Below are 22,694 nucleotides of genomic sequence, written 5' to 3'. Positions count from 1 at the left end.
AGACCCTTTTCTAGTGACTAGAAAAGGGTCTCCTTCGCGCCCGTGTGGAGATGAGCACCGGACACGACACGAGATGATGAAGAGGTCTCGTCTATAGAATAGCAAGTCTTTGTTAAGACGGTATGAACAGAACGTGAACTCCTTGTTAAGGCAAGGGGAATTCAATCGTGAACGTCGTCCCTTCCCCTTCCACGCTATCGACTTGAATCGTCGCATGATGGAGGTCGACGATGTGCTTGACGATAGCGAGTCCGAGTCCCGTCCCACCGGAGTTCCGACTCCGCGCCTTATCGACGCGATAGAACCGCTCAAAGATGCGGCTTATCTCTTTCTCGGCGATACCAATGCCATTGTCTTTGACAATCAACCTTCCTATCGCGTCATTTCGTTCGACAGCGATTTCGACCCGGCTGCCTTCCGGTGAATAGTTGATCGCGTTCGCGACGAGGTTTAAAATCACCTGCTTGATTCGGTTCATGTCGGCTTGGAGCATCACTTCCCCGTCGTGCCGCGTCTCGAGTTGAATCGATTTCCGCTCAGCCTTCTGGCTCAAGACGAGACTTACTTCTTCTACAAGTTGATTCAACTGCACTGGCGTGAACTCCAAATGAAAATCTTCCCGTTCGAGCCGCGACAATTCGAGTAAATCTTCGACGAGCATCTGCATCCGAGTCGCTTCTTTTTGAATGATATCGAGGAACTGGTCTCGCAGCTCCGGCACTTCTTTCGCCCCGTCGAGGAGCGTCTCACTGAAGCCACGAATCGACGTGAGCGGCGTCTTCAACTCGTGACTGACGTTGGCGACGAAGTCTTTGCGCATCTTCTCGAGCCGCTTCAGTTCACTAATATCGTTGAACAAGAGAGTCGTGCCACGGAGCATCCCCGTATCGCTGAAGATCGGCGCCGCCGATACCATATACGTCCGTTGATTGAATCCGGTCCGAATCGACAATTGACGCCGATGCGGTTCTTCGGTCAAATAGACGTCTTCGATTAACGTCTCGACGTCCGGACTCGGTAAAATCCCGTGATAAAACTGGCCAATCATCAACTCATCGTATTGGAACATGTCCCGATACGACCGATTCACGAGCGTGACGATGCCGCGTTCGTCGACGAGTAAAAGACCGGCCCCCATATATTCGATGAGCGATTCGAGCCGTGCCCGCTGGACCGCCTCTCCGAGTGAAATCGTTTCGAGGTTCCGCGCGAGGACGTTAATCGATCCGGCCAGACTCCCCGTCTCGGCATCGTTTCGCAACTCATAGACGCGGGCCCGATAGTTCCCATCGGCGAGTTCGCGCAAGACGATCGTCGCCTCATCGATTGGCCGAATGAATTGGTTCGTCAAATTGTGGAGCACGAACAAGATGATGAAGAATGAAAAGAACAAGGCAAAAGCGATCGTCATCCAAATGCGGTTGTATACACTCTCTAAATCCGAGACGTAACGGATGAAGCTGAGGTACACCGTTTCCTCCGACGACAACGTGATCGGTTTCGTGAACTGAATCAAGTCGTCACGTGTGGCGTTCCCGAACTCCCCGTCACTCGAGATCGTCTCCGGGTCAACGCGATATTCGAACGACCCGACACGGAACGGGGTACCCGCGATGACTTGCATGTTTCGATTGAGCAGTAAGATATCGAAACTGCTCTCGTCATCGATTTGGCCCACATAATCTTGAATCTCGTTCAACTCCCCGCCATCGAGATATAGGGCGGCGAGTTTCGTATCTTCTTTCAAACGGTCGCGCTCCGAGTCCAAGTAGAAATCTTTGAACAGCTGACCGAGCACGATCCCGAGCGTGAGCAACACACCCGTGACAAGCAGGATGAGCGTCGTTAAAAAGCGCGAGCGATACGTCTTCATTCGGACATCGGCTCTTCCATCTTATAGCCGAGTCCACGAATCGTCTTAATATATGACGGTTTCTTCGTCACCGGCTCAATCTTTTCGCGCAAGTGGCTGATGTGCACATCGACGATTCGCGTGTCCCCGACAAAGTCGTAATTCCAAATCGCAGACAAGAGTTGATCTCGCGTCAAGACACGCCCTTTGTTCTTCGCCAAATAAGCGAGGAGTTCGAACTCTTTCGGGGTCAGTTCGAGACGTTCCCCTTTTTTGAACACCTCGTAATTCGATGTGACGATCTTCACGTCACCAATCTCGATGACATCCTCATCGACCGCGGCGACCTCGGCCGGGGCCGAACGTCGAAGAATCGCTTTCACGCGGGCGACGACTTCTCGTGGGCTGAACGGTTTCGTCAAATAATCGTCCGCCCCGAGCTCGAGACCGAGCACTTTATCAAACTCATCATCCTTTGCTGTCAGCATCAAGATTGGAGTATTTACTTTTTGTTGACGCAGTCGCTTGCATACCTCGAGCCCGTCCATCTCCGGCAACATCAAATCGAGCACGATGAGTACCGCGTCTTGTCTCTCCGCAAGCTCAAGACCGGTCTTCCCGTCATGGGCAGTCTCCACTTCAAATCCTGCTTGCTCCAAGTTAAATTTCAACAACGTCGCAATCGACACTTCATCATCGACAACAATCACTTTATCGGCCACACGTGTTCCTCCTCTAATGTCTTCTTCATGTTCCATTTTACAAAGCAATCGCGCCCGACACCAACTTCAAAGCAAATCTTTACAAAAACAAAACAAATCCACGTTCTATCCCAAGTGTAGCACGGTCCAATCCGTTTCATCTCCACAAAAAAGTCCTGCCCACGATTGTGGACAGGACTTCCTCGTCATGTAAGGACGTTCAAGACAGACCGGACGGAGTCGGCTGAACGCTGAAGCGCAGCCGTCTCGTCTTCCGTCAACTCAAGTTCGAGCACACGCTCAATCCCGTTCGCGCCAAGAATCGTCGGGACACCAAGGTAGAGGTCGTGGAAACCGTATTCGCCGTCGAGATACGCGATGGCCGGCAAGATTCGACGCTGGTCTTTTAAAATCGCTTCGACCATCTCGACGATGGCGGCAGCCGGCGCATAGTAGGCCGACCCGTTCCCAAGGAGCTGGACAATTTCTCCGCCACCTTTTCGAGTCCGATTCACAATCGCTTCGATTTGGTCATGCGACAACAGTTTCTCGAGCGGGATGCCCCCTGCATACGAATAGCGGATGAGCGGGACCATGTCATCCCCGTGCCCACCGAGCACGAAGCCGGAGACGTCTTTCACCGAGACGTTCAACGCCTCGGCGACGAACGTCCGGAATCTTGCCGTATCGAGGACACCCGATTGTCCGATGACACGTTCTTTCGGGAAGCCCGACTCTTTGAACGCGGCATACGTCATCGCGTCGACCGGGTTCGTCAAGACGATCAAAATCGCATCTGGTGAATATCGTGCCACTTCTTTCGTGACCGCTCGCATCACGTTGGCGTTCGTCGAGACGAGGTCGTCCCGACTCATGCCTGGCTTGCGCGCGATGCCTGCCGTGATGACGACGATATCTGACCCGGCCGTGTCCGCATAGTCTGACGTCCCGGTGATCCACGAGTCAAACCCTTGAATCGGCGCCGTCTCTTGCATATCGAGCGCCTTTCCTTTCGTCGGGTTTTCGTTGTCTTTCATATCGAGCAGGACGACGTTACCGAGTTCTTTTTGAGCCAAATACAGTGCCGTCGTGGCGCCTGTGAATCCGCTACCGATCACCGAGATCTTATTGCGACGAATCATTGTGCTCTCCCCCTTGGTTTGGCTGATGTCTTACATGTTTTTGATCAATTCATCCGCAAACTCTGAACACTTCACTTCTGTCGCGCCGTCCATGAGACGGGCAAAATCGTACGTGACGACTTTTGAAGCGATCGTTTTCTCCATCGAGTTGATGATGAGGTCAGCCGCTTCGTTCCAGTTCATATGACGGAGCATCATTTCTCCAGACAAGATGACCGATGACGGGTTGACCTTGTCGAGGCCGGCATACTTCGGTGCCGTCCCGTGTGTCGCTTCGAAAATGGCGTGGCCTGTCACGTAGTTGATGTTCGCTCCAGGTGCGATCCCGATTCCGCCGACTTGGGCAGCGAGTGCGTCCGAGATGTAGTCACCGTTCAAGTTCATCGTCGCGACGACATCGAACTCACGCGGACGTGTCAAAATCTGTTGCAAGAAGATGTCGGCAATCGAATCTTTTACGATGATTTTACCTTCTGCCTCGGCTTTAGCTTGTGCATCGTTTGCAGCCGCTTCGCCTGACTCTTCTTTGATGCGGTCATACTGTGCCCATGTGAAGACTTTGTCGCCGTATTCTTCCTCAGCGAGCTCGTAGCCCCAGTTTTTGAAGGCGCCTTCTGTGAACTTCATGATGTTGCCTTTATGGACGAGCGTGAGCGATTTACGGTTGTTCGCGATCGCGTACTCGAGCGCGGCACGAACAAGGCGTTTCGTTCCTTCAGACGAGACCGGCTTGATGCCGATACCAGATGTTTCTGGGAAACGGATCTTGTTGACGTTCATCTCTTCTTTCAAGAAAGTAATCAACTTCTTCACTTCGTCGCTGCCTGATGCGTACTCGATCCCTGCGTAGATGTCTTCTGTGTTCTCGCGGAAGATGACCATGTCTGTATCCTCTGGGCGTTTGACCGGTGAAGGAACGCCTGTAAAGTAACGGACCGGGCGCAAGCATGTGTACAAGTCGAGTTCTTGACGGAGTGCGACGTTGAGTGAGCGAATCCCGCCGCCGACCGGCGTCGTCAATGGACCTTTGATGGCAATCAAATATTCACGGATTTCATCAAGCGTCTCGTTCGGGAGCCATTCACCTTTTTGGTTGAACGCCTTCTCCCCAGCGTACACTTCCATCCATTCGATTTTCTTCTCGCCGCCATATGCCTTCTCGACAGCTGCATCAAAGACGCGAACTGCTGCGTTCCAAATATCAGGACCTGTGCCGTCCCCGATGATGAATGGAATCGTTGGTACGTTTGGTACGTTGAGCGCACCGTTTTCTACAGTAATTTTCTGACCTTGTGTCAACATATGAATCCCCCTAAGTACATTACTGTAGGCCGACGCTCGCGCCGACCTACGTCACTTGTTAGTTTACCAAAGTTTATGTCTAAATTGTGACTCGATCTTTTTCGTTCGCCTTAGCGCTCGTTGACCGGCACGTAAGAACGATGCGCTTCGCCGACATATTCCGCACGTGGACGGATGAGACGGTTGTCTGCGTATTGCTCGAGGATGTGGGCGATCCACCCAGACATCCGTGACACGGCGAAAATCGGCGTGAACAACTCTTCGTCAAGACCGAGCGCATAGTATGTGGATGCCGAATAGAAATCGACGTTCGGCTTCAAGCCTTTTTCCGTCTCGACGAGGTGGTCGATTTTCTCCGACATCTCGTACCATTCCGGCTCACCGATTTGGGCTGTCAATTGACGGCTCATCTCTTTCAAGTGTTTCGCCCGTGGGTCGCCGTCCTTGTAGACGCGGTGACCGAAGCCCATGATTTTCTCACGACGCTCGAACTTGCCGCGAACGTAATCCTCGACTTTATCGACCGATCCGATTTCATGCAACATCTTCATGACCGCCTCGTTGGCACCGCCGTGGAGCGGGCCTTTCAATGCACCCATCGCCGCCGTCACGCCCGAATACATATCCGAGAGTGTCGCGACACAGACGCGGGCCGTGAACGTCGATGCGTTCAATTCGTGGTCGGCGTGCAAGATGAGCGCTTTGTCGATCGTCTTCTCAGCGACTTCACTCGGCTCTTCTCCGTTCAACATGTAGAGGAAGTTGGCCGCATACGACAAGCCTTGCTTCGGCGCGACGGGTTGCTCCCCTTTACGAAGTCGTGCGAACGCCGTCACGATCGTCGCGATTTGCGCTTGAAGCCGAATCGCTTTACGCATGTTCGCCTCGTCACTCATATCTTCTGACTCGTCGTCATAAAGAGCGAGTTGCGAGAGCGCTGTGCGAATCGTCGCCATCGCGTTCGCCGATTTCGGCGCCCGTTCGAGCGTCCCGATGACTTCTTCTGGTAATTTGGCTTCTTTCACGAGCGCTTCAGAGAGCTCAGTTAATTCATCTGCTTTTGGAAGACGGTCGTTCCATAATAGGAAAACAACCTCTTCAAAAGTGGCGTGGTCCGCCAAATCGTCGATTGTGTATCCTCCGTAAGTCAATTGTCCGTCGATGATCGAACTGACTTTTGAGGCCGCTGCCACAATTCCTTCTAATCCTTTTGTCGTTGACATCAATAACTCCCCCTCAGTCTTTAAAAGTGATCGACCGCATCATACAGTCTGTTGTGTAGGGAATAAGGGCGGGAAGTCGAACACTTTCCCCAATCCGTTTCGAGCTCGCTCCACCCTGTCCTTTATCTAGTATAAACAATTTACTGAAAAAAAGAAATGTAAGCGTATCCAACCGTCAAAAAATGTCAGAACCATTTTTCTAACAGGCTAAATCCACCTAAAATCAAAGCGGCGATCCCGGCTCCAATCAGCGGTCCAACCGGCACGCCTTTCATGAAACCGACGGCTAGGATGGTACCGGCGAGGAGTGCTGTCGTCACGACTGGTTCGATTCGCATCAGTTGAACGCCCTGGGCCGCGGCGAGCGCGACGAAGATTCCTGAGCCGAAAGCGATGATGCCGACCGGCCCTTTAATACTATTCCACAATTCCCTAAACCCGATGTCACCGGTCGCAATCGGGACGAGAACGGCAATCGTGATAATCGTCACGCCCCAATGGATCCCTTTCGAGGCAAGTGTCGGGAACAGTTGATCACCGAACCCAACGGCTTTAATAATCAATAGGACGCTGCTGGCGATGATGACCGATTGGTTATGGGAGATAACCCCGATCAAGACGAGCAACAATAAGAATAAATACGCACTCATATGACTCCTTCTTTCTGAATGGAAAAAGAACCGACCTCATCGCTAAGGTCGGTTCGATTGGCATTCGATTACGCGTTGTAGATTTTACCAGTGAGTGGGTCGATTGAAATCATCTGACCGTCACGGAGCGTTGATGTCGCAGACTCGACACCGACGATGACCGGTTTACGGAGTGATGGCCCGACGATGCCGGCATGGCTCGTCAATCCGCCGTCTTCAGTGATGATTCCAGCCGCTTTCTCGATCGCTGGCATCATTTCTTTATCTGTGAACGGTGCGACGAGGATCATACCCTCTTTCGCTTTCGCGTTCGCTTCTTCCGCATTGTTCGCAACCACGACTTCGCCGACGAGACCGCGCTCACCAATGCCGCGTCCGTTCGCGAGGGCGTGACCGACGATGTGAACTTTCATCATGTTCGTCGTTCCAGCAGTCGCAGCCGGGATACCTGCCGAGATGACGACGAGGTCACCATCTGTGACGAATCCAGCGTGACGAGCCGCTTCTGAAGCTTGTACCAACATCTCATCCGTGTTGTTCGGCATCGTGTCAGCCACGATTGGGTACACGCCCCAAACGAGGTTCAATTGACGTGCCACACGCTCTGACTCTGTGACCGCGATGATGTTCGCCTCTGGACGATACTTCGCTGTACGAGCAGCCGTGTAACCTGATTGTGTCGGTGTCAAGATCGCTTTTGCGTTCAAGTTGATTGCCGTGTGGGCAACCGCTTGTGAGATTGCATCCGTGACCGTGTGCTCACTGCGCTTCTGACGATCTTTGAGCAAGTTTTTGTAGTCGAGCATTTGCTCAGTACGAACAGCAATTGCTGCTTGCATTTGAACTGACTCGATTGGGTAGTCCCCTGCTGCCGTCTCACCTGAAAGCATGACCGCATCCGTACCATCGAGGATGGCGTTGGCAACGTCAGATGCTTCCGCACGTGTTGGACGCGGGTTGCGTTGCATTGAATCAAGCATTTGTGTAGCCGTGATGACCGGTTTCCCGAGGTCGTTACACTTCTTGATCAATTCTTTTTGAACTGGTGTGACTTCTTCCGTTGGGATCTCGATTCCGAGGTCACCACGAGCGACCATCAAACCGTCAGAAATCGCCAAGATTTCGTCGATATTGTCGACACCTTCTTGGTTCTCGATTTTCGGATAGATTTTGATGTGTGACGCGTTGTTGCGTTCAAGAAGTTGACGAATCTCAACGACGTCAGACGCACGGCGGACGAACGATGCCGCGATGACATCGATGTCTTGTGAAATCCCGAACTCGATGTCGGCGATGTCTTTGTCTGTAAGGGCAGGAAGGTTTACCTTGACGTTAGGCAAGTTGACACCTTTCTTCGTCTTGATAACGCCTTCGTTTTCGATGACGCAGCGAAGATCACGGTTCGGGAGCTTCTCAACGACAAGGAGACCGATGAGTCCGTCATCGAGCATGATGCGTGACCCGACTTCAACGTCTTCGTAGAGACCTTCGTACGTGACCGAGAAACGATCTTTCGTTCCGACGATTTCTTCTGTCGAGACGATGATGACTTCTTTTCCTTTTTCGAGGAGTGCTTTTCCGTCTTCAAACGTATGTGTACGGATTTCAGGACCTTTCGTGTCAAGAAGAACCGTCACGACTTTGCCGGCAGCTTTTGCTGCTTCGCGGATGTCGCGGATACGTGCGCCGTGCTCTTCATAGTCACCGTGTGAGAAGTTGAGACGGGCGACGTTCATACCGGCTTCAATCATTTCCGGAAGACGTTTCTCTGAAGCTGGTCCAATCGTACATACAATTTTCGTTCTACGCATAAATAAAAACCTCCTAGGGGATGTATTACATTTACACACAGAAAACGGGGGGTCAACCGACCTGATCCCGTCTCTGTGGAGTTCACTGGTACTCGTTAAATCGAAAGTTGGTTCGAAAGATCGATCAACTGCATATCGAGCGTGTGCTTGTTGTGATCGAGCGCTTCGTCGATATCGAGATCCATCAACTTACCGGCACGAATGCCGACGACACGTCCTGCCTTGCCTTCGAGTAAAATCTCGACAGCGTAAGCACCCATGCGGCTCGCAAGCACGCGGTCCGCAGCAGTTGGGGAACCGCCACGTTGAATGTGTCCAAGAATCGTCACGCGTGTCTCTGAGTTTGTCTTCTCAGCGATCATTTTTCCGATCTCTTCCGCACTGCCGGCGCCTTCAGCGACGACGACGATCGAGTGTTTCTTACCGCGAGCCACACCATGGTTGATGCGTTCCACGATCGCACTCAAGTCTTCTGGACGTTCTGGGACGAGGATTGACTCGGCACCACCGGCAAGACCGGCATAAAGTGCGATATCACCTGCGTCACGGCCCATCACTTCAATGACATACGTCCGTTCATGGGATGATGCCGTGTCGCGAATCTTGTCGATTGCGTCGAGCGCCGTGTTGAGCGCCGTATCGAAACCGATTGTCGCGTCCGTTCCTGGGATGTCATTGTCGATCGTACCTGGAAGTCCAATCGTCGGGAAACCGAGTTCCGTCAACTTTTGGGCGCCACGGTATGAACCGTCTCCACCAATTACTACGAGCGCATCGATGTCGAATTTCTTCAACTGCTCGACCGCTTTCGCACGACCCTCTTCCGTTCTAAACTCAGGGCAACGGGCCGAACGTAAGAATGTTCCTCCGCGTTGAATGATATCGCCGACCGAACCGAGGTTCAATTCGACGAGATCTCCTTCGATTAGACCTTGATAGCCGTTATACACACCGTACACTTCTAGACCTTCGAAAATTGCTTTTCGGGTCACGGCACGGACTGCAGCGTTCATTCCAGGGGCGTCTCCCCCACTTGTCAATACCGCAATACGTTTTAAATTCACGTCACTCACCTCTTATGTGTTTTAACGAAATCTGAAAATAAAATACCATGTCTGACCTTTGTTTTACAACACAAGTATGTGAAAAAAAAACATGGGGTACGTTCGGAAACGGTCAACCGGTGAACGATTGAACGGTTTGGCTATGCGGTTGTTACCGTTTTCACGAGCCAATTGTGCCAATTTGATGATATTTGGCGGCACGACCGCTTAACAGCTCGTCTCGGCTCTGTTGTCCTAAGTCTTTGATGTGTTGTGTTAATACAGGCTTCAGAAGTGAAGACTGTAATGACACATCCATATGCGCGCCTCCGAACACTTCCGTGACGACTTCATCGACGATCCCCAATCCATACAAGTCTTGTGCTGTAATCTTCATCGTCTCAGCAGCACGTTCCGCAAGTTTCGCATCCTTCCAGAGCAATGCGGCCGCCCCTTCCGGCGAAATGACGGAGTACGTGCTGTTCTCGAGCATGAGCAGACGGTCGCAAACACCGATGCCGAGCGCACCGCCAGATCCGCCCTCCCCGATGACGACCGAGACGATTGGCGTCTTGAGCGTCGCCATCTCGAACAAGTTGCGCGCAATCGCTTCACTTTGTCCGCGTTCTTCGGCGGCTCTACCCGGATACGCCCCTTTCGTATCGATGAACGTGATGACCGGGCGATTAAACTTCTCCGCTTGTTTCATGAAGCGCAATGCTTTTCGATACCCTTCCGGATGGGGCATCCCGAAATTCCGCGCCATGTTCTCTTTCGTGTTCCGCCCGCGTTGGTGTCCGATAATCGTGACCGGTGCACCGTCGAGCGTCGCAATCCCTGCGACGATGGCCGCATCGTCATATCCGTGCCGGTCACCGTGAAGTTCAATGAAATCTGGGAACAATTGATTGATGTAATCGAGCGTCGTCGGCCGTTTCGGGTTCCGAGCCAACTGGACGCGATCCCACGGTTTCATATTCCCATAAATGTCTTTTTCTAATCGGTGTAACTTCGCTTCGAGATGGCGAATCTCACGAGACAAATCAATCCCTTTCGTCTCGGCCGTCTCGCGAAGTTTATAAAGTTGTTCGTTCACTTCTTTGATTGGATCAAACACGGTTCACACCTCCACCATGTAACGTGATCATGTTGTGTAAAAACGTACGCATCTGTTCACGATGAACGACGGCGTCAAGCTGACCCGCCTCTAATAAAAACTCAGCGGTTTGGAAGTTTTCCGGAAGCTTTTCACGAATCGTCTGTTCGATAATCCGGCGACCGGCGAACCCGATGAGCGCGCCCGGCTCGGCTACGTTCAAATCGCCGAGCATCGCGAAGCTCGCGGAGACCCCGCCCGTCGTCGGATGCGTTAAGTAAGCGATATAAAGAAGGCCGGCCTCATCATGTTTCTTCAATGCGATTGACGTGTTCGCCATCTGCATGAGGCTGACCATCCCTTCTTGCATACGCGCGCCGCCAGAAGCGGTGAACAAGACGACCGGCAAGCGTTCGGCGGTCGCTCTTCTTACGGCTGAAGCGATCGCTTCCCCGACGTAGGCGCCCATCGAACCCATCCGGAAGCGTGCGTCCATGACGCAGACGACGAACGGTTGACCAGATATCGTTGCCCGTCCGCAGACGATGGCTTCTTCGATTCCGGTCCGCTCTTTGTCTTTCGCCAACTTTTCTTCATATTCAGGAAAGTCGAGCGGATTTCGCAACACATTCGGTCCTGCAAACTGTTCAAACGAGCCGCTGTCGACGAGCATCGCGATGCGTTCATCGGCACTGAGCGGGAAATGATACCCACAGTCGCATACTTTATGGTGTTCGTTCAACTGTTTCGTGTAATGCATATATTTACAAGCTGGACATTTTGTCATCAACCCTTGCGGCGCATCAATCTTTGGTTCGCGTTGGCGCAACGGCATGTATCGTTTTGGTTTCTTGAAAAAAGCAGTCATCGCTTCCCCCTCGTTCATTCCGGCATCCCCACTTTACGCCACATTTCAAACAGTTCCGTTCGTTCGTCTAGGCTATATAAGTCACCTGTCTCCGTCCCATCATAAAAGCGGTTGACCTCGCTCCAAATGCGGATGAACAACTCGTTCTTCAAACTGAAGATGAGCTGTTGACGGAACAAGCGGTCCGAGGTCAAGACCGCTTCGAGCGCCTGCACGCGCTCTCTCGTCGGTTCGACTTCTGAGAACGCCAATCGTTCGAGCAAACGGAGCATCTCGACAATGTCGGTCGCTTTCGTCTGCTTCGTCACGATAAACTCAGACAAAATCTCGATGTAGCGATGTCGATCTTGCTCACACAAGAACGTGCCGCCACCGTGCCGCGTCTCGACGATCCCTAAAAAACTGAGGGCGCGCAACGCTTCTCGGACCGAGGACCGGCTAATCGACAACGTCTCGGCGAGTTCGCGCTCTGACGGGAGACGATCTCCCGGTTTCAATGACGCCTGAACGATTAACGAACGTATTTTCGAAATGTTTTCGTGAAATGAGGACGCGTGTTTTCCATGCATCTGACCGTTCAACTCCCTTATTTAACATGGCATTCTCTCTAAAGTGGTCAGACCAATTAATCAGATTATACCACTTTTTATGACTTGGTACTAGTTTTCGTACCAGCCATTTTCGAGTCCACTCGTTTCAAGACGACTTCCGTCTCACCGAACCGTTTCTTCAACGCCTGCATCAACGATTCCGTCGGATTGACCGAATACGCGGAAGCGAGCTGCTTCACTTCTTTCGAGTCCGAAAAGCGACAGACGACCGGCACATCGCCCGGTGACGCATGTAGCAACTCTTCGAGCTCCGCGAACGTCTCGCGCCGAAGACGGACGAACAACGCCTGCCCGTGCAATGGCCGCACGCGTTCGACGATCCATTGGCGGCGGCCGTCACGCTCATTCGAATGGACTTCGAGCAATAGGACGTTGCCGCTATAGAGCGATCGGCCGAACGCTTGGAACACGCGCGGGAAGATGACGACTTCGTCTTGGGTGACGCCGTCGTCGACCATCATCACACCCATGTCCTCATGCTTCTTCGTTTTGAACGTGCGAATCGCATCGACGTATACGACGACAAATCCCCTTTCCCCCACTGATACTTCATCGAGCGTCACGGTCGTCACATTGAGCGGTGCGACTGTCATTAATGGTGAATGGACGATCCACGTCCCGAGCGCCTCCCGCTCTTCTTCCGACCAGTTCGGTTCGACCGGCTCTGTCCGTTTCAAACCGAGCGCGGACAGTTCATCCGGCAAGAGATGGGTATCCGCTTGTTCGCGTAGACGCGTCACGGCGAGGAACGCTTGTCTACGCTCACCGTGATAGAGGCGATCGAGCGCACCGGCACCGAGCAATCGCCGCAGCTTCAACTCGTCTTTTGCGCCCCACTCCATCAACTCTCGCAACTGTCCTACATCCTTAAACGTTTCATGATGCGCGATTAAACGCTCGACGTCCCGCTTCGTCAAGCCTAGGATCGCCTTGAGCCCGAGTCGCACGCCCGGACCTTCAAGGAACGGGCCGGCTTGTCCGTGTAACACGTCAGGCGGATAGATTGGGATTTTATCTTTTCGCAACATCCGTACGAGTTGACTCGTCTTGTCATACGTCGTGACATAAAACACCCGTTGAAAATGGGCTTTCACATAGGCGAGCCGGTAGCTGATCAGGCTGTATGCGACCGCGTGCGAACGGTTGAATCCGTAGCCGGCAAACTTCTCGATCCACGAGAACACTTGACGCATCGAGTCCTCTCCGTAAGAAGCGGCAGACCGCTCGAGAAAACGCGCCTTCTCGACTTCGATCGTCGCGACATCTTTTTTGGCGATGGCCCGTCGTACCAAATCCGCCTCGGCGTACGAGTAACCGGCCAGTTCACGCAATAGACGCATCACTTGCTCCTGATAGACGAGGACGCCGTGCGTCGTCGTCATCAGTTCACCGACGACCGGGTGGACCGGCTGATAGGGCATGCCGTGCTTGCGCTTCGCGTACGTCTCGATAAACTGCATCGGTCCCGGACGATAGAGCGACATCGTGACGACGATATCTTCGAATGCGGAAGGCTTCACTTGACGGAGCGCCTGTTTCATCCCATCCGACTCGAATTGGAAAATGCCATCCGTGTCACCACGGGCCAACAGACGAAGCGTCTTCGCATCGTTGAGCGGGATCGTCTTCAACGAGAACATCGCGTCGGACTCACGGATGAGCGTCTCCATCTGCCGGAGCCGGGTCAAGTTCCGCAAGCCGAGTAAATCAATTTTCAAAAGACCGAGCGCCTCGAGATCCTTCATATTATATTGCGTCACTTGTTCGCCATCCGTCGGTTGGAGCGGCGTGACGTTCTCTAACGCCTCCCGGCTGAGGACGAGTCCGGCGGCATGGATGGAGGCTTGGCGGGGCAATCCCTCGAGCTCCGAGGCGATCTTCAATAACTGGGACCGCTTCTTACTGCCGGCGAACCATTTCATCTTCGTCGGATTAGACCGCACGCCTTGAAGACCGTCATCGCGCACTTGTTTGCTGGCCGCCTGCCCTTCTTCGAGCGTCATGCCGAGGGCACGGGCGACGTCGCGGAGTGCCGCTTTCGCCCCGAACGTGGCAAGCGTCCCAATCTGGGCGGCATGATGTGCCCCGTACTTCTCGAGCACGTAGCGGACGACTTCCTCACGGCGCTCGTCTTCGAAGTCCAAATCGATATCAGGCATCGATACACGTTCCGGGTTCAAGAAACGCTCGAACAGCAAGTCAAACTGAACCGGGTCGACCTCGGTGATGTCGAGGGCGAAACTAACGAGCGAACCGGCCGCAGATCCGCGCCCCGGCCCGACTTCAATCGCTTCACCCTTGGCGAAACGAACGATGTCCTCGACGATGAGGAAGTACGAGGCGAAGCCGGTCCGTTCGATGACCTCGAGTTCATAGCGCGCCCGCTCGAGATACGGTTCACGGAGCAACCCCTTCTGCTTTAGCCGTTCGGCGACGAGCCGCTTCAATCGTGGATAGGCTTCCGACAATTCAGGGATGGCAGCAGCCGCTTCCGGCAACTGAATCGGCTCGACGCCTGCCTCGAAACGCTCCAATTCGGCGAGCTCGTCTGCATCGAACCAATCGTTCATCTCGCTAGGCAGACGCACATGGCGCCCTCGGTGATGGATGTCCTCTTCCGAGATGACGTCCCCTTCCCCGATCGCTACCAAAGCGCGATACGCCTCAAAGTCGTCCTGGCGCATATACCGCGTCTCCGGAGCGGGGATGAGCCGGACACCGAGTTCCTCACGCATTGCCCGCAGCTGCTTCAACACGAGGACGTGCTCTGTCGTCTGCGGTGCAGGCAGACCGAGCCATAGTCGGTCCTCTTTTACGTGATTGAGCAATTGATGGAAGAGGCGACGACGATGCATCGGGTCGCTCGTCTTCCAATTATCAGGTAAGACGACGATGGCGAGTTCCGTCGCTTCGGTGATTGCCCCTCCCCCAACGTACCGGTACAACTGTTCGATGTGGCTCGCCTCGACAGCGTACGCGAGCACCGCCACGTCCAGCCCGCCGACCCGTAGCACCGTACGCAAACCGATGACCGGTTTGACGTTATAACGCGCACACAGCCGAAAAAATTGAGGGACGCCGTAATATGCGTCGTCGGCGAGCGCCACGGCACGGCTACCACGTTCGGCCATCTGTGCCACATAGGCTTCCAACCGAACCGTGCTCTGCATCAGACTATACGCCGATTGGACATTCAAATGAAGCATCTGACCCCTCCTCTCTTTTTTGATTATTGTCAAACTCCTATCACCACTTCTCTGATACAATAATTATAGACAAAAGTCATCGTAAAAGGGGGTAAAAGCGTATGATTATTAATCGGGGACAAATCGCGCGCGATAAACTGGCAGATTTGCAAAATGGACAGACCGTGTTCGCCGACAGCCCGGAGATCATCGAACGGCTCCGCAAGTACATCACCGAATATCAACTCGATGTCGTCGAGGACGTGACCGATCGCGGCACGTGGTTCATCCCAAAAGCAGACGAGACAAAATGAAGAGAGCTGACCGCGGTCAGCTCTCTTCATTTTCGAACGTATACGGATGCGCCACCTCGTCAAGCGCCGCAATGACGTCCTCCATCTCTTCCCACTTGTCAATCGTCGCTCCGGCGGCCATTTGATGCCCGCCGCCACGATACCGCTTCGCCACCTCGTTGATGACCGGGCCTTTCGAACGGATGCGGACGCGAATCTCATCCTTGTTCTCGACGAACATGACCCAACACTTTAAGCCTTCGAGCCCCGAGAAGCTGTTGACGAGTTGTGACGCCGCCTCGGGCGTCGCATGAAACGTCCGGAGCACATCCGCATCGATTTTCACATAGCCGACCCCCGCGTCCGTCACGTGGACGTTTTGTAAGACATAACCTTGAAGTTGCAACGTCGCCAAATCGGTCTTATACATTTGACGATATAGCCGGCCCGTGTCAATGCCGAACGATAACAGCTTCGCCGCCACTTCGAACGTCCGTGGCGTCGCGTTACGGAACTGGAAACGCCCCGTGTCCCCGACGATGCCGGCAAACAAGAGGAAGGCTGATTCTTCGTCGAGCGCGAGCCCCCACGCCTCTGCGAGCTCAGCAATCATCTCAGACGTCGAACTGACCGACGTGTCGACGATCTGTTGTGTCGCGTACGGATCTTCATCCGGGTGATGGTCGATTTTGACGACCCTCTTCCCTTTGAGCGCATGTGGCCCGTCAATTCGCTCGTGGTTGGCCGTATCGAGGACGAGGACGAGCGCTTCGTCGTACATCTCCGGTTCGACGTGTTCCATCTTCCCTAAAAACTCTAAATCGCGCACGATTCCACCGACGACATACACGTCCTTCTCTGGATACGCGCGTTCGATGATGCGTTTTAGCCCCAACTGACTGCCAAGGGCATCCGGGTCCGGACGGACGTGGCGGTGAATCAAAATCGTCTTCGCCTCTTCGATTGCTTGTTTGATGCTTGCTGCTTCTGGCCAATGTGCCATAGCCATTCCTCGCTTTCTTGAACGTTATTCTATGGTATGATGATAACAGATTACTTGTCTGAAAGGGGTTTCTTCACTTGGCTCAACTTGTTCTGATCGGGCTCATCCTGTTTGCCCTCGGCGCTTACTTCGTCTATAAACGACGTGCCTATCTTACGAAAACGCCGTATCGAAAAGCATTGTTCAACACGCAGGCCCTCATTTGGCTCAGCATGTTCCTCGCCTTGTTCGCGATCAACCAAATGATTGGCGGGTTCATTCTCGACTCGACCGTCGGCTGGATTGTCAGCATCGTCATGCTCGTTCTCGGTGTCGGCAATGCCATCGTCGGGTTCATCCGCTACCGGAAACTCTATCCGCTCGCTGCCGATGAACCGATTCACCAATCGTGATGATATAAAAATGAGCTGATGAATCCATCAGCTCATTTTTATTAGCGGTCAATCAATTGTGCCGTCACGAGCGCCTTGGCGACGAGTTGCGTCCCTTGCGTCATCTCGACGTCAACTTTCCCGAACTTCCGTCCGAGATCGAACACGTTGGCCGAGACGCGGATTTGACTCTCGATTTGAATCGGCTTCATGAAATAGACGGTGATGTTCTCGACGACGAGATCCCCTTTTTTCATGTGACGCAAGCTTCGCGTCGCCCCCTCGACGAGGAGCGTCGTCAACACGCCTGACGATGCCGTCCCCATATGGCTCGTCATCTGCGGTGCCACTTCGACGGTGAACGCCGTCCCGTTCGAGGTCGGGTCTTCTTTCAACTGGTTCGTGATCATGTTGTCGAACGTCTCGCCGACTTGTGGCTGCCGGTTGGCGAGCTGGAGCGCTTTTAACACATCCTGTCGACTGATGATGCCGAGTAGACGGCCATAGTTGTCGACGACCGGCAACATCTCGATGCCTTCCCATACCATCTGATGGGCGGCGTTTGTCACGCTCGTCTGGACGCCAACGGTGATCGGGCTTCTCGTCATCACTTTCTCAATCTCCGTGTCATGAGACCGATCGATGATGTCCTTCGCCGTGATGACCCCGACGACTTTCATTTGGTCATCGATGACGGGATAGCGGTTATGTTTCGTCCGCTCGTTCAATTCGTGCCAACGCTTCACCGTATCGTCCGCCTTCAAGTAGAACGTGTCGTGCAGCGGGATGACGATATCGGATACGAGTAAAATCTCCTTTTTAATCAAACGGTCGTAGATGGCCCGGTTGATCATCGTCGCCACCGTAAAGCTGTCATACGACGTCGAGATGACCGGCATGCTGTATTTATCGGCCATTCGCTTCACTTCGTCCGTCGTATCGAAGCCCCCGGTGATGAGGACGGCTCCGCCAGACTGCAAGACGAGCTCGTGTGCTTTCTCCCGGTTCCCGATGATGACGAGCGAATCGACGTCGATATAACGCATCATCGCCTCGAGCTTCATCGCACCGATGACGAATTTCGAGAGTGTCTTATGAAGGCCGTCGCGACCGCCGAGCACTTGCCCGTCGACGATGTTGACGACTTCGGCGAACGTCAGCTTTTCAATGTTCTCTTTATGCTTCCGCTTGATGCGAATCGTGCCGACCCGTTCGATTGTCGAGACGAATCCCAAGTTCTCGGCTTCTTTGATGGCCCGGTAAGCCGTTCCTTCTGAGACCGCCAACTCTTTTGCGATTTGGCGAACAGAAATCTTGGCTCCCACATCGAGCGACTCGATATGTGCAATGATCTGTTCATGTTTTGTTGTCATGTCACGAGTCCCTTCCCTTAATACATTTTCTGTCACTTTTAGTATACTGTATCAGTCCAACTTGTTCAAACTGTACTAATGAAATGGTTACATTTCCTTTCTGATTTTGAAAACGATATAATGAGTTCGAACATCATTGAACGAGAAGGAAGGGATCGACTTGAACCAACGAACGAACCAAATCGCACAATCTTTGGCGACGAAAGGGTTGGACGCCGCGTTCATCACCTCGAAAGCGTCCGTCTTTTATTTCTCAGGCGTCTACGCCGAGGCCCACGAACGGCTCATTGCCATCCTCGTCTTGAAGAACGGGACGACGGCCATCGTCTGCCCCGCCCTTGAGAAAGGGATTGTCGAGGCGAGCGACTGGACGGGCGACATCGTCACCTATATGGACCATGAGAACCCGTGGGACAAAGTCGTCAAACTGTTCCTCGACCAACAAATCGTCCCAGAGCGCATCGGCATCGAAGGCGAGCATTTGACATATAACCGGGTCGAACAACTCCGGGCCGGTTTCGCCGGACTTTCAATCATCGATTTGACCGAGGAGTTGCAAGCGCTCCGCATGATCAAGTCGCAAGACGAGGTCCGTGTCATGAAGCGCGCCGCCGAACTCGCCGACATGGCCATCGAGGCGGGGATTCGCGCCCTCCTTGAAGGCGTGACCGAGCTCGAGGTCATTGCCGAAATCGAGTATGCGATGAAGAGACAAGGCGTCCGTGAGATGTCCTTCGACACGCTCGTCCTCTTCGGCGAGAACAGCGCCGACCCGCACGGTGTACCGGGAAACAACCGGTTGAAGCAAGGTGACTTCGCCTTGTTCGACCTCGGTGTCGTCTGGCAAGGGTACTGCTCCGACATTACGCGGACCGTCGTATATGGCGAGGCCAGCACGAAACAGCGCGAGATATACGAGACGGTCCTCCAAGCAGAGCTCGCCGCAATCGACGCGGCGAACCTCGGCGCGACGCTCGGCTCGATTGACATCGCAGCCCGTCAAGTGATCACGACGGCCGGATACGGTGAATACTTCACGCACCGCGTGGGCCATGGGATTGGCATCGAAGTCCACGAGTTCCCATCGATGGCAGCCAACAACGACATGACCGCCCAAGCCGGGATGACGTTCACAGTCGAACCTGGCATCTACCTTCCAGGCGTCGGCGGTGTCCGTATCGAGGACGACGTCGTCATGACCGAGAGCGGCCCGATCTTGTTGACGAGTTATCCGAAAGCACTTCAAGAGATCAAATAAAAAAACCAGCCCGCGCGGCTGGTTTTTCTTATGGACTTAATAAAACAAACGATACATGACGTCCCGTTGTGGCACATCAAACCGTTCCATCCGTTCGAGAAACGCACGCTTATCATACGGTACGGCCTGTAGCGCGATCGAGACCCCGGACTCATCGAGTGAGAGGATGCCGTATCGAGCCAAGTCGTCCCGCGCGACGCCGAGCGCACCTGGGTTGAGGTAGCGCTTCGACTCGTCCTCGAACGAATGGATCGGGTGATGATGTCCGAAGCAGATGATGTCCGCCTCATAGTCGCCGAACAGTTGTTGCATGTTCGGAAGCGTCGCCTCGAGAATCTCATGGAACGGGTCCTCGACAATCGGCGCCGCTCGCTTCGCCAAAGGAATATGATAATGGATACCATAAACCCGCTCGTTGCCTACGACTCGGTCTATCGTTCGCGGTAACTGAAATAAAACATCGGCGTACTCCGGACGCAACGTCCGGGCGACCCACTCGTGGTGCGGGCGCGTATGCGCATAGCTCGCAGGATGGCCTTTCCCTTCAAGGAGCGACAGCACGGCCTCATCGTGATTCCCCGTGATCATCTGGACGCCGCGGTCGAGCAGACGGGCCATGACCTCGTTCGAGTCCGGCCCCATCGCAATCATATCCCCGAGACTCCACACGTCCGTGACGCCTGCCGCGTCCAACTGGTTGAAGACGGCATCGAGCGCCTGGACGTTCCCATGGATATCCGTCAAGATGGCCAATTTCATCTGAATCCCCTCACTTCCGGTATTGATGGACGACGTTCACGCCCCCGGTCACATCGATGACTGCTCCCGTGACCATGTCCGACTCTTCGGCGAGCAAGAACAAGATCATCCGGGCGATGTCCTCGCCTGTCCCGTGCCGACCGACCGGTGTCTGGTCGTCGGCCTCGGCTGCGTCAATCCGCATTTCTTTTTGCGCCCCGACGATGTTCCCCGGGTTGATCATATTCGCCGTGATTCCATGGGCCGCCTCTTCGAGCGCCACCGACTTCGTCAAACTGACGAGACCGGTCTTCGCTGCGGCGAAGGCGGAGCGATGCAGCCAGCCCGGGGCCGTCGCGCTTTCCGGAAAGCCGTACGTGATGATGCGCCCGAACCGTTTCGCGCGCATTGCGGGGATGGCCCGCCGCATGAGCCAAAACGAGGCCGACAAGTTCCCAGTGATGACCTCGTCCCACTCTTCGTCCGATAAGTCGATGAGACATTTGCGGTCGAAGATGTAGGGCCCTGCATTCAAGATGAGCGCATCCGGCTCACCGAACCGCGCCACCGCCTGCTCGAAACCGTCAAGCACCGCTTCTCGGTCCGTGAGCGGCGCTTCAATCATATGTAGCCGTTCGTGCGTCCAATCAATCGGACTCCGTTGTAGCACGCTGACGTGCCATCCTTCCTCTAACAACCGTTCTGTCACAACCCGGCCGATCCCTTTGGCCCCGGCCGTGATGACCACGTGTTTCATCGTCATCCCTCCTCTGTAACATCTTACCCGTTCCCGCGCCCCATTTCCAAACTTCAACCTGCTCGCGAAGAAAGTTGTGAAATTTTCACACAATCTCGCCAGAAGCGGGCGTGAATTTTTATAGAAGTGGTATACTATACATGTAAGCCGCACGTACATTTCAAGCGAAAGGTTGGGATTTACATGGCAATTGTCTACAAACATATCCTCTCTGCCGTCGACGGCTCGAAAGAGGCGGAACGTGCATTCGAAACAGCTATCGACGTCGCGCTTCGTAACGATGGGAAGCTGTATATCGGTCACGTCATCGATACGCGGACGTTCGCCACGGTCGAGGCGTATGACCGGACAATCACCGAGCGCGCCGAGACGTATGCGAAAGAGTTGCTCGATGACTACGTCAACCGTGCCCGTGAGCGGGGCGTCAAAGAAGTCGAGACCGTCATCGAGTACGGCTCCCCGAAAGTGACGATCGCCAAGAAGATTGCACCGAACAATGAAATCGACCTCATCATCTGTGGCGCGACTGGTTTGAACGCCGTCGAGCGCTTCTTCATCGGTAGCGTCTCCGAGAGCATCGTCCGCTATGCCAAGTGCGACGTCCTCATCGTCCGTCAATAATGAAAAAGAGACCAGCGCCGGCGCTGGTCTCTTTTTCATTTATAACACTTTGACGGTGACCGTCTTGCGCCCAAACTTGAGCGCTGCACTTTGCGAGTACATCAAGATATCGATTTTGTTCCCTTTAATCGCGCCACCCGTGTCTGCCGCCGTGTAAGTCCCCATCAACTTCCCGCCGACGTACACTTGTACTTTCGAACCGAGCGGGATGACGCGCGGGTCGACCGCGACGACGTTATGTTTTTGCGTGCGAACGTTCCAGCCGAGTGCCGTCTTGCCCGAGCAGCCTTTGCAGTAAGGCGTGTAGGCCGATGCGTTCATCGTATACGTTTTCACGCTCGACTTGGCGACCGGTTTGACCGTGCGTAAGTATTTCGTGGCGATCCAGGCCGTCTTCCCTTTATAGTTGACGCGAATCCAAGCGCCCTTCGAACCGGTGCGCTCCAACTGGTGCCCTTTATTGATCTTCCCGAGTACTTTCCCTTCCACGTGCGCCGCCGCCCGAACGTTCAACCCGTTCACTTGGCTTTGGACATACGTTTTAGAAGCTGCCTCGACTTGTTGTTGTGGTAATAGCATGGCGAATGTCATGACCGTCAGTAATAAGACCGTTCCAATTTTTTTTAGCATGTGGTTCGTCCTTTCCTAGTCGGTTTGTTTGTCGTTGTTCATGTTGTCATGTTCTAAGGTGTTCGATACGCGTACAGTAATCCGATGAGTCAAGACGAGTATGTTTCGTCCAGATAACTATATGACGAATCTAGACGATATGCGTTTACAACTAAACTTCATTTGA

21 protein-coding genes are annotated in these 22,694 nt (G+C 53.8%); 4 read left to right on the top strand and 17 right to left on the bottom strand.

The genetic code is table 11. The features are described 5' to 3' along the window. Nucleotides 1–145 precede the first annotated feature (145 nt). From pnpS to dnaE, 12 genes are all read right to left on the bottom strand, one after another. Nucleotides 146–1,873, bottom strand: a complete 1,728-nt coding sequence (pnpS, locus tag KB235_RS07120; RefSeq protein WP_034814784.1) for a two-component system histidine kinase PnpS — start codon at nucleotides 1,871–1,873, stop codon at nucleotides 146–148. Then, nucleotides 1,870–2,574 (bottom strand): response regulator transcription factor, encoded by a 705-nt coding sequence (locus KB235_RS07115; RefSeq protein WP_034814782.1) that lies wholly within the window; start codon nucleotides 2,572–2,574, stop codon nucleotides 1,870–1,872. Before KB235_RS07115 ends, pnpS begins: the two co-directional genes overlap by 4 nt. Before the next feature lie 185 nt (nucleotides 2,575–2,759). Further along, a complete protein-coding gene (gene mdh, locus KB235_RS07110; protein WP_034814780.1) occupies nucleotides 2,760–3,695 on the bottom strand; it encodes a malate dehydrogenase in 936 nt (311 codons plus the stop codon). A gap of 30 nt (nucleotides 3,696–3,725) precedes the next feature. Continuing rightward, on the bottom strand, nucleotides 3,726–4,994 hold the full coding sequence (icd, locus tag KB235_RS07105; RefSeq protein ID WP_156028763.1) for an NADP-dependent isocitrate dehydrogenase: 1,269 nt from the start codon (nucleotides 4,992–4,994) through the stop codon (nucleotides 3,726–3,728). Nucleotides 4,995–5,107: 113 nt separating this feature from the next. Further along, nucleotides 5,108–6,220, bottom strand: a complete 1,113-nt coding sequence (gene citZ, locus KB235_RS07100) for a citrate synthase (RefSeq protein ID WP_211780849.1) — start codon at nucleotides 6,218–6,220, stop codon at nucleotides 5,108–5,110. A gap of 185 nt (nucleotides 6,221–6,405) precedes the next feature. Beyond that, nucleotides 6,406–6,870 carry a DUF441 domain-containing protein gene (locus KB235_RS07095; protein ID WP_138859195.1) on the bottom strand — a complete coding sequence of 155 codons (465 nt, stop codon included), beginning with the start codon at nucleotides 6,868–6,870 and terminating at the stop codon, nucleotides 6,406–6,408. A 68-nt stretch (nucleotides 6,871–6,938) separates the two neighbouring features. Then, nucleotides 6,939–8,681, bottom strand: coding sequence for a pyruvate kinase (pyk, locus tag KB235_RS07090; RefSeq protein ID WP_211780848.1), 1,743 nt, complete (start codon nucleotides 8,679–8,681; stop codon nucleotides 6,939–6,941). A 95-nt stretch (nucleotides 8,682–8,776) separates the two neighbouring features. Next, on the bottom strand, nucleotides 8,777–9,745 hold the full coding sequence (pfkA, locus tag KB235_RS07085) for a 6-phosphofructokinase (protein WP_034814773.1): 969 nt from the start codon (nucleotides 9,743–9,745) through the stop codon (nucleotides 8,777–8,779). Nucleotides 9,746–9,905: 160 nt separating this feature from the next. Beyond that, nucleotides 9,906–10,841, bottom strand: a complete 936-nt coding sequence (locus KB235_RS07080) for an acetyl-CoA carboxylase carboxyltransferase subunit alpha (RefSeq protein ID WP_211780847.1) — start codon at nucleotides 10,839–10,841, stop codon at nucleotides 9,906–9,908. Then, nucleotides 10,834–11,688: an acetyl-CoA carboxylase, carboxyltransferase subunit beta gene (gene accD, locus KB235_RS07075; protein WP_211780846.1), complete on the bottom strand. Its 855-nt coding sequence runs from the start codon at nucleotides 11,686–11,688 to the stop codon at nucleotides 10,834–10,836. The genes KB235_RS07080 and accD overlap by 8 nt, the downstream gene beginning before the upstream one ends. Before the next feature lie 14 nt (nucleotides 11,689–11,702). Continuing rightward, entirely contained in the window at nucleotides 11,703–12,257 is a 555-nt protein-coding gene (locus tag KB235_RS07070) for a FadR/GntR family transcriptional regulator (protein WP_034814771.1), read from the bottom strand. Between the two features lie 77 nt (nucleotides 12,258–12,334). Then, the gene (gene dnaE / locus KB235_RS07065) at nucleotides 12,335–15,505 is read right to left on the bottom strand and encodes a DNA polymerase III subunit alpha (protein WP_211780845.1); all 3,171 of its coding nucleotides are present in this window, start codon (nucleotides 15,503–15,505) and stop codon (nucleotides 12,335–12,337) included. 101 nt (nucleotides 15,506–15,606) lie between these two features. Between dnaE and KB235_RS07060 the strand changes: the two genes are divergently transcribed. Then, nucleotides 15,607–15,798: a YtzJ family protein gene (locus KB235_RS07060; RefSeq protein ID WP_034809296.1), complete on the top strand. Its 192-nt coding sequence runs from the start codon at nucleotides 15,607–15,609 to the stop codon at nucleotides 15,796–15,798. A 16-nt stretch (nucleotides 15,799–15,814) separates the two neighbouring features. Here the strand turns inward: KB235_RS07060 and KB235_RS07055 are convergent, their stop codons facing one another. Continuing rightward, on the bottom strand, nucleotides 15,815–16,780 hold the full coding sequence (locus tag KB235_RS07055) for a DHH family phosphoesterase (RefSeq protein ID WP_051690242.1): 966 nt from the start codon (nucleotides 16,778–16,780) through the stop codon (nucleotides 15,815–15,817). Between the two features lie 77 nt (nucleotides 16,781–16,857). Here KB235_RS07055 and KB235_RS07050 point away from each other — a divergent pair, with 77 nt between their 5' ends. Beyond that, on the top strand, nucleotides 16,858–17,172 hold the full coding sequence (locus KB235_RS07050; RefSeq protein WP_034809293.1) for a YtpI family protein: 315 nt from the start codon (nucleotides 16,858–16,860) through the stop codon (nucleotides 17,170–17,172). A gap of 41 nt (nucleotides 17,173–17,213) precedes the next feature. Here KB235_RS07050 and KB235_RS07045 read toward each other — a convergent pair whose 3' ends face one another. After that, the gene (locus KB235_RS07045; protein WP_034809290.1) at nucleotides 17,214–18,524 is read right to left on the bottom strand and encodes a DRTGG domain-containing protein; all 1,311 of its coding nucleotides are present in this window, start codon (nucleotides 18,522–18,524) and stop codon (nucleotides 17,214–17,216) included. Between the two features lie 160 nt (nucleotides 18,525–18,684). On the opposite strand from KB235_RS07045, the gene KB235_RS07040 reads away from it, so the two are divergent. Continuing rightward, complete coding sequence (locus KB235_RS07040; protein ID WP_034814879.1) at nucleotides 18,685–19,782, top strand: M24 family metallopeptidase; 1,098 nt, start codon at nucleotides 18,685–18,687, stop codon at nucleotides 19,780–19,782. A 36-nt stretch (nucleotides 19,783–19,818) separates the two neighbouring features. Here KB235_RS07040 and KB235_RS07035 read toward each other — a convergent pair whose 3' ends face one another. Beyond that, nucleotides 19,819–20,541, bottom strand: coding sequence for a metallophosphoesterase family protein (locus KB235_RS07035; protein WP_211780844.1), 723 nt, complete (start codon nucleotides 20,539–20,541; stop codon nucleotides 19,819–19,821). A 10-nt stretch (nucleotides 20,542–20,551) separates the two neighbouring features. Beyond that, nucleotides 20,552–21,277, bottom strand: a complete 726-nt coding sequence (locus KB235_RS07030; RefSeq protein ID WP_211780843.1) for an SDR family oxidoreductase — start codon at nucleotides 21,275–21,277, stop codon at nucleotides 20,552–20,554. Between the two features lie 183 nt (nucleotides 21,278–21,460). Between KB235_RS07030 and KB235_RS07025 the strand changes: the two genes are divergently transcribed. Next, nucleotides 21,461–21,898, top strand: coding sequence for a universal stress protein (locus tag KB235_RS07025; RefSeq protein WP_034814761.1), 438 nt, complete (start codon nucleotides 21,461–21,463; stop codon nucleotides 21,896–21,898). 39 nt (nucleotides 21,899–21,937) lie between these two features. Here KB235_RS07025 and KB235_RS07020 read toward each other — a convergent pair whose 3' ends face one another. Next, entirely contained in the window at nucleotides 21,938–22,528 is a 591-nt protein-coding gene (locus KB235_RS07020; protein ID WP_034814759.1) for a 3D domain-containing protein, read from the bottom strand. Nucleotides 22,529–22,694 lie beyond the last annotated feature (166 nt).

This window comes from Exiguobacterium alkaliphilum, assembly GCF_018138125.1.
GTDB lineage: Bacteria > Bacillota > Bacilli > Exiguobacteriales > Exiguobacteriaceae > Exiguobacterium > Exiguobacterium alkaliphilum.
The sequence above is the reverse complement of the archived record's forward strand: the minus strand, read 5'-3'. Positions and strand labels throughout refer to the sequence as shown.